Origin of the sequence: Rhodoluna sp., assembly GCF_049276775.1 — a bacterium.
Lineage (GTDB): Bacteria > Actinomycetota > Actinomycetes > Actinomycetales > Microbacteriaceae > Rhodoluna.
Genome location: NZ_JBASXC010000070.1, coordinates 1 through 13,810 on the forward strand (window position 1 = coordinate 1; position 13,810 = coordinate 13,810).

Here is a 13,810-nt window from a genome sequence, read left to right on the forward strand (position 1 = left end):
GCTTCGTTGCCCTCGGCAATTCTAATTCACCTGTGGCCTAAGCCCCTGGCCCAAGCCCCTGGCCCAAGCCCCGGCCCAAGCCATGGCTCTGGCCAAGGCCTCAAGGCCCAAGAAAAAAGGACCGGGGCCTATTGGCCCCGGTCCCCCTAATTCTTGTGTTTTGTTTCTAGCTTTGCTTTCTAGCCTTAGACCTTGGCAACCGTGGTGTCCAGAAGGATTCCAGGACCGAAGGTTGTTGAAACTGCAGCCTTGAGCATGTACTTACCCTTTGAGCTAGATGGCTTTAGTCGGTGGATTTCATCCAGAGCAGCAGCCAGGTTCTCCTGGAGTTGTGCGGCGGTGAAGGAAGCCTTACCGATGATGAAGTGAAGGTTCGACTGCTTGTCGATGCGGAACTCAATCTTTCCGCCCTTAATGTCACTCACTGCCTTGGCAACATCCGGGGTCACGGTTCCGGTCTTTGGGTTTGGCATTAGGTTTCGAGGTCCTAGGACCTTTCCAAGGCGACCGACCTTACCCATAAGTTCTGGGGTTGAAACTGCTGAGTCGAAGTCGACCCATCCGGCAGCAACTTTTTCGATCAGTTCGTCGCCACCGACTTCGTCGGCTCCGGCTGCCTTAGCAGCGTCTGCTGCAGGTCCGGTTGCGAAAACAATTACTCGGGCGGTCTTACCGGTTCCGTGAGGAAGGGAGACAGTTCCACGAATCATCTGGTCTGCTTTGCGAGGGTCAACACCTAGCTTGACGGCAACCTCGATGGTTGAGTCAAACTTCTTTGATCCGGTCTCGCGAACCAAGGCAACGGCCTCGGCTGGAAGGTAGTACTTACCCTCGGTGATCTTTGCGGCGGCTTCGTTGTAAGCCCTTGAGCGTTTTGGCATAGCTGTTATTCCTTTTCTGGTCACAGTTGTGGTTAGACGAACCTCGCTTGGTTCTCCCACGACTTCTTTAGTTGTATTTGGTTATCTGTTGCTTTTGTTGCTGGTGGTAAATTTTGTGCTTTACGCGTCTACGGTGATTCCCATGGAGCGAGCGGTTCCAGCGATGATCTTGGCTGCTGCCTCAACATCGTTGGCGTTTAGGTCAGCCATCTTGGTCTCAGCAATCTTGATTAGCTGCTCCTTGGAGAGGTGGGCGACCTTGTCGGTGTGTGGGGTTGAAGAACCCTTCGATACTCCGGCTGCCTTCTTGATTAGCTCGGCTGCTGGAGGAGTCTTCAGGATGAAAGTGAAGGAACGGTCTTCGTAGACGGTGATCTCAACCGGTACCACGTTGCCCTTCTGGTCGTTGGTCGCGTTGTTATACGCGGTGCAGAACTCCATGATGTTTACACCGTGCTGACCAAGGGCAGGACCAATCGGTGGTGCTGGGTTAGCAGCTCCAGCCTGGATCTGCAGCTTGATTAATCCGGTGACTTTCTTCTTGGGTGCCATTTCTTCTTTTCCTTTTTGTTTAGGTTTTTGTAAAAATCTTTAGTTCAGTTCCCCGACCTGCTCGAACCCTAGCTCCACAGGAGTTTCGCGCTCGAACAGTGAGACAAGTACGGTGAGCTTGCCCGACTCAGGCTTGATCTCAGAGATAGTTCCAGGAAGACCTGCGAACGAACCGTCCTTGATCATGATGGACTCGCCAACCTTGAAGTCAACGTTGATTGGAACAGCTCTTGCCTTGCCCTTGACCATCTGGGTGCCCTTGGCAGCTGTCTTTGCAGCAGCTTCCTCAGGGAGAACATAGAGCGACTTCAGCATCTCGAATGCTTCGTCTGGTCGAAGTGGGGTCGGGTTCTGAGAGTTTCCAACAAACCCGGTGACGGCTGGGGTGTGACGAACGAGTGACCAAGACTCTTCGGTCATGTCCATACGGACGAGGACGTATCCAGGGATACGAACCTTGGAAACAAGCTTTCTTTGACCATTTTTGATTTCAATAGTGTCTTCCATTGGAACTTCGATCTGGAAGATCTGATCGCCACCTTCGATGGCGAGCTTTCTATTCTCGATGTTCTGCTTCACACGCTTCTCGTAACCTGCGTAAGAGTGAACAACAAACCACTTGCCTGGCTGGGAGCGAAGCTCAGCACGGAACACACGGTATGGGTCTTCCTCAACTGCTTCCGCGGCTTCTCCAGCAGCTTCTGAGGAACCAGCAGCTTCTGCAGAGGATTCTGGTGAAGATGCTTCTTCGGTCACTGACTCATTGGAAGCTTCAACTGCTTCGTTGCTTCCACCCTCGGAAACCATCTCGGTTGATTCAACCGCAGCCTCGGCAACTTCTTCAGCTTCTGAAGCCGGAGCGTCGGCTGATTCTCCGAAGGTGGGGGAAACTACCTGTGATTCCGGAGCGGCCACGGCGATGACTTCTTCAACTGCTGAAAACGCAGGAGCTGGAACATCGGCAGTGTCAGCCGGAGCCTGAGTTGTTTCTGGCTCTAGTTCTGTCTGTTCAATCTCGCTCAAGTGAAGGTTCCTTGTCTTAGTTGATAAAAATTAGCTGCTTGGGGTGAATACGAAAGTCACGGTGTTGTAGAAGACGTAGTCGAGGCCTGAGAGAATTACCATCACCAGGACCACGAAGGCTAGGACGACGCCGGTGTAGTTGACAAGCTCTTTGTAGGTTGGCTTGGTGACTTTGCGAAGTTCGGCGTAGACCTGACGAAGAAACAGCGCGATGCGACCGAATATGTTTCGGGTAGCAGCGCGATCTGCCTTGGCCTTTTCGACCAAGTCATCGGTTGGCTGAAGCTCTTCTGCCATGTGCCTTACTTCTTTCTTCCTCGTTTTGCAGGGCGGACAGGACTCGAACCTGCAACCTGCGGTTTTGGAGACCGCTGCTCTACCAATTGAGCCACCGCCCTTTGGGGGCTAAACAGCTAAATTAACCATCCCCGTCAAAAGACACACTTCTAGATTGAATCTAAAGATGGATAATTTGCCAGATTAGGCTTTCCGCAGCTGTCAACTACGTCTCTTACTCTAATCTGCTTGCCCATGGATTGCAAAGGGCCATTTGGCCCCCGATAGGCTAATACCTGTGAGCCACCCCAGAATCTCTAAGCGAATCGCCTCGATTGCCGAGTCCGCGACCCTAAAGGTCGACGCCAAAGCCAAGGCCCTTCAGGCCGAAGGCAAGAAGGTCATCAGCTACGCCGCCGGCGAGCCTGATTTCCCAACCCCGGCTCACATCGTCGAAGCTGCGGTTGTGGCAGCCAAAGACCCTAAAAACCACCGCTATACGCCAGCTGTTGGTCTACCAGAGCTCCGTGAGGCCATCGCCCAAAAGACTCTGGCTGACTCAGGAACTGAAATCACAGCGTCCCAGGTGGTTGTCACAAACGGTGGCAAGCAGGCCGTTTATCAAGCCTTTGCTGTTTTGTTGGATCCAGGCGACGAGGTAATACTTCCTTCTCCTTACTGGACTACTTACCCTGAGGCCATCGCCCTTGCTGGAGGCAAGTCGGTTGAGGTCTTTGCGGGAAGCGACCAAGGATATATGGTCACCGTCGAGCAGCTAGAGAAAGCTCGAACCGAAAAAACCAAGGCCATGCTTTTTTGCTCACCCTCGAACCCAACCGGAGCTGTTTACTCCAAACAGCAAGTCAAGGAAATTGGTGAGTGGGCGCTCAAGCACGGCATCTGGATTGTGTCTGACGAGATCTACCAGAACGTGATCTACGACGGAGGGCGGGCATACTCAGTCACCGAGGTAGTTCCGGAGATGAAAGACCTCACGATTATGGTCAACGGAGTTGCCAAGTCATTCGCCATGACCGGATGGCGAGTTGGATGGATGGCGGGGCCTCAAGATGCCATGAAGGCGGCAGCCAACCTTCAGTCACACCTGTCATCGAATGTGAACAACATCGCTCAGCGCGCAGCGCTTGCAGCGTTAACTGGTCCACAGGATGAAATCAAGAATATGGTCGAGGCCTTTGATCGCCGAAGGCACCTCGCGGTTTCTGAACTTTCTGGAATCAACGGCTGGATTGCTCCAATGCCAGCCGGTGCTTTCTATGTTTACTCGGACGTGACTGGATTGCTGGGCAAAGAGTGGGGCGGCAAGCTCATCAACACCTCGTTGGAGCTTTGCGACTACATCTTGGACGCAGCCGAAGTTGCGCTGGTTCCTGGAGAAGCCTTTGGTCCTTCAGGTTATGTTCGAATGAGCTATGCCCTGGGAGACGAGCAAATTATTGTGGGTATCGAAAGACTCAAGAAGCTCTTCAACTAGTTTCTAACGAACACTTTTCTAAAAGCTAGACGGTAAAGCCAATCAGGTTTGGCTCTGGCACCAGATTGATTCCAAACCTCGCGGCTACACGTTCTTGAATGAATCTTGCAAGCTCGGCAATCTGTTCCCCTGTTGCACCACCCTTATTGACAATCGCCAATGCGTGCTTCGAAGAGATAGCTGCATTGGAACCGGGCAGAGAGAACTCTTTGCCGATGCCGGCTTGTTCGATAAGCCACGCAGCGCTTAGTTTCACGGTAAGTCCATCGTCTTCTTGTGATTCCCACCTCGGCGCCTCCGAGGGAATGGTCCTTGCGAAGCTGTCGCTAACAATCGGGTTTGTGAAAAAGCTTCCGCAGCTGACCGAGTTTGGGTCATTCGGATCAAGAACCATTCCCTTGGCAGCGCGCAGTTTCAAAACAGCATCTCGAACATCGGTGAGCTTCACGTGCTCGCCCATCTTTGAGTTCAGTGCTCCGGCTATCTGGCCGGAGTAAAGCGGGCGAGATAGACCCTCTAAATCAATTAGTTCAATCTCGATCCAGGTAATGATGCCTGCCCTGCCGCGCTTTATCGAACTATCGCGATATCCAAACTTTAGATCCCTAGGCTCAAGGATCACCAGCTCACCTGATTCGTAATCCAAAAACTCAGCACGCAAGAATACATCGCTTAGCTCCTGGCCGTAGGCGCCGATGTTTTGAACCGGAGATGCACCGCAGGTTCCAGGAATTCCACTCATGCCCTCAATCCCGGCAAGACCTTCCGAAACAGCCTCGGCAACTAACTCATCCCAGTCAACACCGGCTTGGATTTTCCAAACCTGTTTGCCATCCGACTTGGTCTTTTCAATCCCAGCTGTCTTCACGAGCAACACATTTAGGTTGTCTAACTCTTCGGCAAAAACCAGATTGGTTCCCCCGCCAACCACAATCCAATCTTCGCCGGTTGACCAAAGCTCTTTAGCTTGGGCAATTAATTCCTCGCGCGTTGAGCACTGCTTGATACTCGCAGGCTCGCCGCCGACGCGCATCGAGGTGAGGGTTGAAAGTGCTGGCATTAGATCTTGACCCTTACCTGGGCTTTGCCAAGAACCGTTAGTTCTGCTGCAACTGCGGTCAAGTCAATCCGTGCGCTTTTGCCGTCCTCTGCGATTTCGGCCACTTTGGCTGAGACCGTGACCGTTGCGCCATCCTTGGCATCAACCAGCACGGGTTTTGTGAAGCGGACCTGGTAGTCAAGAATGTTGCCTGAGCCTCCAACAAAGTCGACCACCACTTGAACAGCTAGACCCATGGTCAGCATGCCGTGAGCCAGTACTCCAGGAAGACCAACTTTTTGGGCAAAGTCATCGCGATAGTGAATTGGGTTGAAATCCCCGGAGGCTCCGGCGTAGCGAACCAGTGAATCGCGCGTGATCTTGAACTCCCTTGAAGGAAGCTCTTGGCCGATAGTTAGCTTTAGATCGGTCATGCTTCACCCCTTACTACGAGGGTTGAAATCGCTGTGCAAACAAGAGCATCGCTTCGGTCAAAAATTGCCGTCTCGAAAGAGACCATGTGGTTTCCGGCAAGTGTCTTCACGCTCGCCACCTTCAGCTCGCTTACTAGCTCATCGCCTGCAACGATTGGGCGCTCGTGGATAAATCTCTGGTCGCCGTGCACCACACGGCTAAAGTCAATGGCTGCTTCCTTATCCGCCAGCACGGTAGCTAGCGAGCGCTCCTGAATCACCACAGCAAAGGTAGGGGGCGCAATGAGGTCTTCAAACCCAAGGGCTTTAGCTGCCTCAAGGTCGTGGTTCGCTGGGTCAGTTGAGAAGACTGCTTTGGCAAACTCGCGAATCTTTTCGCGACCGACTAAATAAGAAGGGGTACGGGGGTAGATTTTTCCCTCGATTTGTGGATTCACCATTACTCCACTGTATAGAGCGTTGCAGGAGATTTTGGTAGCGGAGGCGGGACTCGAACCCGCGACCCCACGATTATGAGTCGTGTGCTCTAACCACCTGAGCTACCCCGCCGGGGACTTACCTGTATTTGCTTTCGCAACAGGTTCTTTAGATAAGTCGAGCCCCGAGACAGGATTGAACTGTCGACCCCTTCCTTACCATGGAAGTGCTCTACCACTGAGCTATCGGGGCGAAATACTGCCCTTGCCAGGGCAACCGTACGAGATTACCACTATTGCTTTGGAGCTGGCAAACGCCATATGTTCACACTCAAGGGCTTCCCGGGAAGCAGTAGCGAGCTCCCAATCACCTTTATTTCTCCCCCGCCAAACAGATTCTCAACCCGGTCTGGATCGGTGATGGCATCCATCGAGAACTTTATATTCGGGTCCTCGAAGCGCGTGACCGCCACCACAATCGTCGCGCTGTGATCTTCTCTAGCGAACACGACTGCCTCGTCCGAGGCATATAGCCAGCGAACCGCTCCATCAACCAACACCGGGTTTTCTTTTCTAATTCTTGCAAGCTCCCCGTAGACGCCAATCATCGACTTCTCATTCGGGCGCTCGTTGTTCCAGGGAATCGGTGTCCTTGAGTTCTCCCCGTTATTGCCATCCAGGCCAAACTCGTCGCCCTGGAAGATGACCGGGATGCCTGGCAGTGTGAACTGAAGGGCTGCGCCAACCATTTGCCCTCCCAGAATTCCAACCGTTTTGAACCTTGGGATGTCGTGGGTATCGAGGGCATTCATATTGTTCTGACGAACTGACCAGGGGAAGGTAGCTGCAAACTGCAGGTGCGCCTCCAGAAACTGCTTGCCGCTGTATCGGGTAGGGCCAGGTCCCGGGAAGTCGTGATAGATGTTGATGTTTTCGTTTGCGAACCAAAGCCAAAGAGGCTTGGTGAAGTTAAAGTAAGTCATCGCCCCGTGATAGCCATCGCCTTGAACAAAGGGGCCTGCATCCTTGGTGTATTCACCAATTAGCAGTGCATCGGGGTTTACCTCCTGCATGGTCTTCTTGATGGTCTGAGCTACCTCTTTATAGAGATCTTGTTCCTCGAGGCGACCGGTCATGTTGGCCACATCGATCCGCCAACCGTCAAGGTTGTATGGGGCCTTTAGCCACTTGGCAACAACCGAGTCTGGGCCCTCGATAAATCTTCGACGAAGCTCGAGAGAGTTCCAGTTCAGCTTCGGCAAGGACTTGACCCCCCACCAAGATTCATACTTGGTGTTTCCCTCGGAGAAGAAGTAAAAATCAGATTCTGGTGCCGAAGGATTCAAAAAAGCAGCCTTGAACCACTCGTGCTCGGCCCCTGAGTGATTGGCGGTCAGATCTCCAAGCACCTTCATGCCCCTGGCGTGAGCTGCCTCAACGAGTGTTTGCAGAGCCTCATTGCCACCCAGTAGTTCATCCACCTCATCGAAGCTAGATGCGTCGTAGCGGTGGTTGGACTGGGCAGGAAATATTGGGGTCAAATACAGAAGTGTTACGCCAAGAGCTTCCAGGTGATCCAGGTGTTCTGTGACACCGTCCAGGTCACCACCGAAGAACTCTTTGGAAACATCGGGGCCTGATCCAGAAACCGGATCAGACCAGTTTTTCTTGATGGCCCAAGAAGGGTTCGCACGCTCCATGGCTTTAGCCGATTTAGCAAAGCGGTCCGGAAAGATTTGATACATCACTGATTTTTTGGACCAGTCCGGTGCATCAGAGAAGGTTGTAATTCTAAAATCCAGCGAATCGCTTGGCTCAACTACCGAAATGCCTTGAGTGTTTAGCCAGTAGCATCCGCCGTCAACTAACTCGATTAGGAAGCGGTAGTTCACGGTCGGGTTCAGAACTGGGAAAGATACCTCCCACCAGCTCCAGCCGGATTCACCGGGAGTTGGCTTGCCGCGCTTCGAGAAAAAAGCTTCGCCGTTTTCGCTGTATCTCACGGAGACTTTTGCGACTTGCCCGATGGACTGGTGAACGCGAGCGGTCACTTTAACAAAGTCGTGAATTCTGGGATTTTGATTCGAAACGTAATAGCTGGATCCATCGTGGTGAGGCATTAGAGCAAGCTGCATGGGCCAATTCTATTTGGCTCGGGGTATTTTGACGCTCCACGAGAACCCGTTCCAGCTGTTCGTTTCATGGAATGTCGTGCGCTAAAAGCGAGGGTAATTTTCTGTTCTAAGCTTTGAGCCATGGACTCTAACGTTTTACACAAATCAATCCAATCCCCCGAGTGGTGGCGGGAAGCCGTGATCTATCAGATCTACCCTCGCTCATTTGCTGATGGCAATGGAGACGGAATGGGAGATCTTCTAGGGGTCACCCAGAGGCTTGAGTCCTTGGCGTCACTCGGTATTGACGCCATCTGGTTTTCTCCGTTTTTTAAATCTCCCCAAAAAGATGCTGGCTATGACGTAGCTGACTACAAGACCATTGACCCACTATTTGGAACTAACCAGGACTTTGATGACTTACTAGCCAAGGCAAAAACTCTTGGGATTCGAATCATTGTGGACCTGGTTCCAAACCACTCGTCGTCCGAGCATGAACTCTTTCAGGCTGCTCTAAAATCTGCTTCTTCCTCGCCCGAAAGAGATATGTACATTTTCCGTGACGGTAAGGGTGAGAACGGCGAACTACCTCCAAACAACTGGGAGTCGGTTTTTGGTGGCAACGCCTGGACCAGAATTACAGAACCAGATGGCACACCCGGTCAGTGGTACCTACACATCTTTGACTCATCGCAGCCAGACTTTAACTGGGAGAACAAGAAAGTTCACGAGCTATTTGACGATGTCCTCAGGTTCTGGTTGGACAAGGGCGTGGCTGGATTCCGTATAGATGTGGCGCACGGCATGGTCAAGGAAATTGGACTTCCGGATGTCAAGGTGCCAGTTTCTCAAACTGTCGGAAAAGATCGTGAATCAGAGCACCCCTTCTGGGGCCAAGAAGGTATCCATGACATTATTCGCGGTTGGCGAAAGATTCTAAATGAATACGACGATCGGGTTATGTGCGCCGAAGCCTGGGTACTTCCCCTTTCTCGAATGGCAAAGTGGGTGAGGCCCGATGAGTACCACCAGAGCTTTAACTTTGGTTATCTGGAAACCGGTTGGAATAAAGAAGGACTCGTCAAAGTTGTCACCGACTCCCTGATTGAATTTGGAAAAGTTGGAGCCCCTTCAACATGGGTGCTTTCAAACCACGACGTTATCCGCCATGTCTCTAGATACGGACTGCCCGGTGTTCCTCCCCAGGGAGATGGAATTGGCCCCGATGGCGAGCAACCAGATGAGGCTATTGGGCTCAGAAAAGGTCGTGCAGCGACCGCATTCATGCTCGGTCTACCGGGAAGCTCCTACCTTTTCCAGGGTGAAGAACTAGGACTTCCTGAGCACACCACTCTCGAAGGTAAGTACCGTGAGGATCCAACCTGGTTTAGAACAAATGGAATAAGGGTGGGAAGAGACGGCTGCCGGGTTCCTATACCTTGGGAGGCAAACGGCGGAGCGTCCTTTGGCTTCAACACCACAGGAAAGTCTTGGCTACCAGCGCCTGAGAGCTACAAAAGATATGCCCGCGATGCCCAAGAGGGAGTTCCTGGATCAACCCTTGAGCTATACAAGCGACTCATAAAGGAGCGTAAAGCCTTTGCTCTTGGCTCCGGCGAATTCCGCTTTGCTCCCGAGTACTCATCGGCTAGCTCGCTTGCATATATCAACAACGGCATTTTGGTGATTTCAAACTTTGGACCGGACACGGTAAATGTTCCTGCTGGTGAGCTACTTGTCACAACCCAGCACGATCTAACCGTTGAGGGTGTCCTAGAGCACGACCAGACGGCATGGATCAAGCTATAGCCAGCCACAAAGCCACTCCCGGTTCGGAGTGGTGGCGATCTGGCGTTATCTACCAGATCTATCCGCGCTCATTTTCTGATGCAAACGGCGACGGCATCGGCGATCTAAAGGGCATCGAGCAAAGGCTCGATGCCTTGAAGAAACTGGGCATCGATGCTGTTTGGCTTTCACCTTTTTACCTATCGCCCCAAAAAGATGGCGGCTACGACGTTGATGAGTCTTCGACACTTGCTTTTTATAGAAAAGCGCTGGCTCTTCGAAAAGAACTTGCCCTGGGTGAAGGTTCTCTTGATTGGGTCCCTGGTCACTTGGGGCCTGATTCTTTGGGCTATGAGAATTCAGGCGTGCACGTGATTTATAACTTCAGTCAAGACGCTATCGATCTTGGTTCTGCAGAAGTGCTGATGTCTAGTGAACCGATTGTTGGCGGAGTGCTTGAGAAGAATCAGTGTGCTTGGGTAAAAGTTTTGAAATAGAACTCTCGCCCCCCGCGATCTAGGTAGCGAGGGCGAGAGTTCTGGAGCCGGGCGTCTTTTCCCTATCCACGTACCTCTACTCCTTGGGCGTTAACCGCTCAAGGATTTTTACGTGACCGGGTTCCAGCTCGGCCAAGGAACGAACCCCAAGGAGCTTCATGGTTCGAACCATATCTGAGTGCAAAATGCTGATCATCTTGTCAACGCCTTCTCGGCCACCGGACATAAGGCCATAGAGGTATGCCCTTCCAACCAGTGTGAACTTTGCGCCCTTGGCGATAGATGCGATGATGTCTTGTCCGTGCATGATCCCGGTATCAACGTGCACCTCGGCATCCTTACCGATTTGCTTCACTGCTTCCGGGACAAGATGGAATGGAATTGGTGCCCGGTCTAGCTGGCGCCCACCGTGGTTGGACAAAACAACTGCATCCGCTCCGGCCTTTACCGCGAGCTTGGCATCCTCGATGTGTTGAATTCCCTTAACTACTAGTTTTCCCTTCCACTGCTGTCTGATCCACTTCAAATCATCGAACGTGACCGTTGGGTCAAACATCTTGTCTAGTAGCTCAGCAACTGTGCCGTTCCAACTACCCAAAGAAGCAAACTTCAAAGGGTCTGTGGTCAAAAAGTTCATCCACCATGCCGGTCTTGGAAGAGCGTTGATTACAGTCCCAAGGGTTAGGGCTGGCGGAATTGTCATACCGTTTCTCTTGTCGCGAAGTCGTGCTCCTGCAACTGGAACGTCCACGGTGAGCATCAGGGTATCGAAGCCGGCAGCTGCTGCACGCTCTACTAGTGCCATGCTTTTGTCGCGGTCTTTCCACATATACAACTGGAACCAGTTCCGACCCGTTGGAGCAGCCTCCGCTACCTCTTCTATTGACCTGGTTCCCATGGTCGAAAGCGAGAATGGAACACCGGCAGCTTCAGCTGCCTGGCAACCTGCAATCTCACCCTCGGTGTTCATCATTCTGGTGAAACCAGTCGGGGCGATTCCAAAAGGCATAGCAACTTTTTTACCCAAAACTATGGATGAAAGATCTACATCTGACACATCCTTAAGCACTCTCGGCTGGAACTCAACATCCTCGAAGGCCTGCCTAGCTCTTGCTATTGATATCTCTTGATCGGCTGATCCATCTGTGTAATCAAATGGAGCGGTTGGCGTTCTGCGCTTTGCGATATCCCGCAGGTCGTAAATGGTGTGAGCTTCCTTTAGCCTTCGCTCGGTTGGATTCCAGGTCGGTGACTTGAACTTCATAAGCTGGGCTAGATCCACTGGATTTGGAAACTGGCGCTTTATTTTTCCCATTACTTTTCTCCTTTGGGGATTGGTTGGAAACTCTTTATCTCGAAGTTGTTGGCAATGAGCTTTCGAATATCTTCAAGAGCCCCGCTAATGACTCCCGCGGCCCTTGCCTGAACCACAAGGTTTCCAATCGCGGTTGCCTCAACAGGTCCTGCAAGAACTTCTAGTCCTGTGGCGTCCGCAGTTAGCTGGTTCAGTAGATCATTTTGACTTCCGCCACCGACCACGTGGATTCTTTCGATCTTGGTTTTGGTAAGTGCCTCCAGCTCTTTGATTACTGACACATACTTGTCAACTAGCGAGTCAAGAACTGTTCTAACAATCTCTGCTTCGGTTTCAGGGACCCATTGACCGCTTTCGCGGCAAATCTCTTGAATCTTTCTTGGCATATCTCCGGGAGCTACAAATCGGTCGTGATTTACATCGATTACCGATCTTTTTGGTAGCTCGGCTGCCTGGGCGATTAACTGGGCAATCTGGTGTTTTTTGCCGGTCGCCCGCCATTCCCGAACTGATTCTTGAAGTAGCCAAAGGCCGGTGACATTCTTTAGGAATCGCACTCGCCCATCCACGCCACCCTCATTGGTGAAGTTTGCCTTTTGAGCAGCCTCAGTGAGAATCGGCTCATCAAGCTCGACACCAAGCAAGCTCCAGGTACCGCTCGAAATAAACAGCGACCCAGGCTTGGTGCTTGGGACAGCAACAAAAGCTGACGCGGTGTCGTGCGAACCAACAGTGACAACCTTTGTGGTTGGCTCTAGCCCTGAAACAGCGAAGGTATCTTGGTTCACATTGCCAAGGGTTGTTCCCTCTTGAACAACTTCTCCCAAGAGGCGCTCTTGCAAACCCAAGGTGGTGATTAGACCTGAGTGCCACTTCTTGGTGACCGGATCGAGTAATCCAGTAGTTGATGCGTTGGTTCGCTCGGTCACCATGGATCCGCAGAGCCAGAAGTTAAATAGGTCAGGTATCATCAAAGCTTTTTCGGTCTGGTCTAATAAGGCACTCTGCTCGGACTGATCAACGGCTAGTTGATAGAGCGAGTTGAACGGAAGAAACTGGAGTCCTACTTGGGCATAGAGCTTGGCAAAGCTGAGCTTCTCTTCAACAGCTTGAACACCGCGCAGGTTTCTCTCGTCGCGATAGTGACGCGGGTCTCTGATAAGTTTCCCGTGCTTATCAATCAGGCCATAGTCAACCGCCCAGGAGTCAACACCTACGCTCACCACCTCATGGCCCGCTAGCTTGGACAGACCTTGCATGACGTTGCTCTTGAGTAAATCGATGTCCCAGTACAAACCGTCGCCTCTAGCAACCGGTCCATTGCCAAATCGGTGAACCTCTTCGTACTTGATCAGGTCTTTGGACACACTGCCGAGGATGACCCGCCCACTTGAGGCTCCTAGGTCAACCGCAGCAAATGAGCTCGGAGTCAACATCACGCTACCTCAGGAAGGCTGCGGCCACACCGGCGTCTACAGGAATGTGAAGACCTGTAGTGTGGCTCAGCTCGCCAGCGGTTAGGGCAATAACTGCGTTGGCCACATTCTCTGGAACAACTTCCCGCTTCAACAAAGTTCGTTGAGCGTAGAACTTACCGAGGTCCTCTTCCTTAACTCCATAAACCTTGGCTCTAGAAGCACCCCAGCCCTTAGCGAAGATGCCGGAGCCGCGAACGACGCCGTCAGGATTTATGCCGTTGACACGAATGCCGTGCTCACCGAGCTCGGCAGCAAGAAGGCGCACCTGGTGAGCCTGGTCAGCCTTGGTTGCTGAGTAAGCAATGTTGTTAGGTCCTGCAAAAACCGAGTTCTTGGAGGAGATGTAGATGATGTCTCCACCCAATTTCTGGTCCAACAAAATTCTGGTCGCTTCTCTTGAAACTAGGAATGATCCTCTTGCCATTACATCGTGCTGAAGGTCCCAGTCCTTTTGGGTTGTTTCCAGAAGTGGCTTGGAAATCGATAGCCCGGCGTTATTGAC

13 protein-coding genes, 3 tRNA genes and 1 pseudogene are annotated in these 13,810 nt (G+C 52.1%); 3 read left to right on the forward strand and 14 right to left on the reverse strand.

Annotated elements, in window-relative coordinates:
• Nucleotides 1–185: 185 nt before the first annotated feature.
• The 5 genes from rplA to WAO31_RS04455 all read right to left on the reverse strand — a co-directional run bounded on the left by rplA (nucleotide 186) and on the right by WAO31_RS04455 (nucleotide 2,854).
• Nucleotides 186–881, reverse strand: coding sequence for a 50S ribosomal protein L1 (rplA, locus tag WAO31_RS04435; RefSeq protein WP_509590721.1), 696 nt, complete (start codon nucleotides 879–881; stop codon nucleotides 186–188).
• 120 nt (nucleotides 882–1,001) lie between these two features.
• Nucleotides 1,002–1,433, reverse strand: a complete 432-nt coding sequence (rplK, locus tag WAO31_RS04440) for a 50S ribosomal protein L11 (protein WP_509590724.1) — start codon at nucleotides 1,431–1,433, stop codon at nucleotides 1,002–1,004.
• Nucleotides 1,434–1,472: 39 nt separating this feature from the next.
• The gene (nusG, locus tag WAO31_RS04445) at nucleotides 1,473–2,456 is read right to left on the reverse strand and encodes a transcription termination/antitermination protein NusG (protein WP_509590727.1); all 984 of its coding nucleotides are present in this window, start codon (nucleotides 2,454–2,456) and stop codon (nucleotides 1,473–1,475) included.
• A 30-nt stretch (nucleotides 2,457–2,486) separates the two neighbouring features.
• Nucleotides 2,487–2,753, reverse strand: a complete 267-nt coding sequence (gene secE, locus WAO31_RS04450) for a preprotein translocase subunit SecE (protein ID WP_509590729.1) — start codon at nucleotides 2,751–2,753, stop codon at nucleotides 2,487–2,489.
• A 28-nt stretch (nucleotides 2,754–2,781) separates the two neighbouring features.
• Nucleotides 2,782–2,854, reverse strand: a tRNA-Trp gene (locus WAO31_RS04455).
• A gap of 176 nt (nucleotides 2,855–3,030) precedes the next feature.
• Between WAO31_RS04455 and WAO31_RS04460 the strand changes: the two genes are divergently transcribed.
• Nucleotides 3,031–4,227, forward strand: a complete 1,197-nt coding sequence (locus WAO31_RS04460) for a pyridoxal phosphate-dependent aminotransferase (RefSeq protein WP_509590732.1) — start codon at nucleotides 3,031–3,033, stop codon at nucleotides 4,225–4,227.
• Between the two features lie 25 nt (nucleotides 4,228–4,252).
• On the opposite strand, the gene WAO31_RS04465 is transcribed toward WAO31_RS04460, so the two are convergent.
• The 6 genes from WAO31_RS04465 to WAO31_RS04490 all read right to left on the reverse strand — a co-directional run bounded on the left by WAO31_RS04465 (nucleotide 4,253) and on the right by WAO31_RS04490 (nucleotide 8,251).
• A complete protein-coding gene (locus WAO31_RS04465) occupies nucleotides 4,253–5,287 on the reverse strand; it encodes a UDP-N-acetylmuramate dehydrogenase (protein WP_509590735.1) in 1,035 nt (344 codons plus the stop codon).
• Complete coding sequence (locus tag WAO31_RS04470; RefSeq protein WP_509590738.1) at nucleotides 5,287–5,700, reverse strand: MaoC family dehydratase; 414 nt, start codon at nucleotides 5,698–5,700, stop codon at nucleotides 5,287–5,289. The genes WAO31_RS04465 and WAO31_RS04470 overlap by 1 nt, the downstream gene beginning before the upstream one ends.
• A complete protein-coding gene (locus WAO31_RS04475) occupies nucleotides 5,697–6,140 on the reverse strand; it encodes an FAS1-like dehydratase domain-containing protein (protein WP_509590741.1) in 444 nt (147 codons plus the stop codon). Before WAO31_RS04475 ends, WAO31_RS04470 begins: the two co-directional genes overlap by 4 nt.
• Before the next feature lie 32 nt (nucleotides 6,141–6,172).
• Nucleotides 6,173–6,249, reverse strand: a tRNA-Met gene (locus WAO31_RS04480).
• A gap of 48 nt (nucleotides 6,250–6,297) precedes the next feature.
• Nucleotides 6,298–6,369, reverse strand: a tRNA-Thr gene (locus tag WAO31_RS04485).
• Nucleotides 6,370–6,409: 40 nt separating this feature from the next.
• Nucleotides 6,410–8,251, reverse strand: a complete 1,842-nt coding sequence (locus tag WAO31_RS04490) for a glycoside hydrolase family 13 protein (protein WP_509590744.1) — start codon at nucleotides 8,249–8,251, stop codon at nucleotides 6,410–6,412.
• Between the two features lie 120 nt (nucleotides 8,252–8,371).
• Here WAO31_RS04490 and WAO31_RS04495 point away from each other — a divergent pair, with 120 nt between their 5' ends.
• Complete coding sequence (locus WAO31_RS04495) at nucleotides 8,372–10,039, forward strand: glycoside hydrolase family 13 protein (RefSeq protein ID WP_509590746.1); 1,668 nt, start codon at nucleotides 8,372–8,374, stop codon at nucleotides 10,037–10,039.
• Nucleotides 10,024–10,251, forward strand: a pseudogene (locus WAO31_RS04500) (alpha-amylase family glycosyl hydrolase); the annotation flags it as partial. The gene WAO31_RS04495 and the pseudogene WAO31_RS04500, both read left to right, overlap by 16 nt.
• A gap of 340 nt (nucleotides 10,252–10,591) precedes the next feature.
• Here the strand turns inward: WAO31_RS04500 and WAO31_RS04505 are convergent.
• The 3 genes from WAO31_RS04505 to WAO31_RS04515 all read right to left on the reverse strand — a co-directional run.
• Complete coding sequence (locus tag WAO31_RS04505) at nucleotides 10,592–11,830, reverse strand: alpha-hydroxy acid oxidase (RefSeq protein ID WP_509590749.1); 1,239 nt, start codon at nucleotides 11,828–11,830, stop codon at nucleotides 10,592–10,594.
• Entirely contained in the window at nucleotides 11,830–13,266 is a 1,437-nt protein-coding gene (locus WAO31_RS04510) for a rhamnulokinase (protein WP_509590755.1), read from the reverse strand. Before WAO31_RS04510 ends, WAO31_RS04505 begins: the two co-directional genes overlap by 1 nt.
• Before the next feature lie 4 nt (nucleotides 13,267–13,270).
• Nucleotides 13,271–13,810 (reverse strand): SDR family oxidoreductase (locus WAO31_RS04515; protein ID WP_509590752.1); only part of this gene is annotated, 540 nt, incomplete at its 5' end.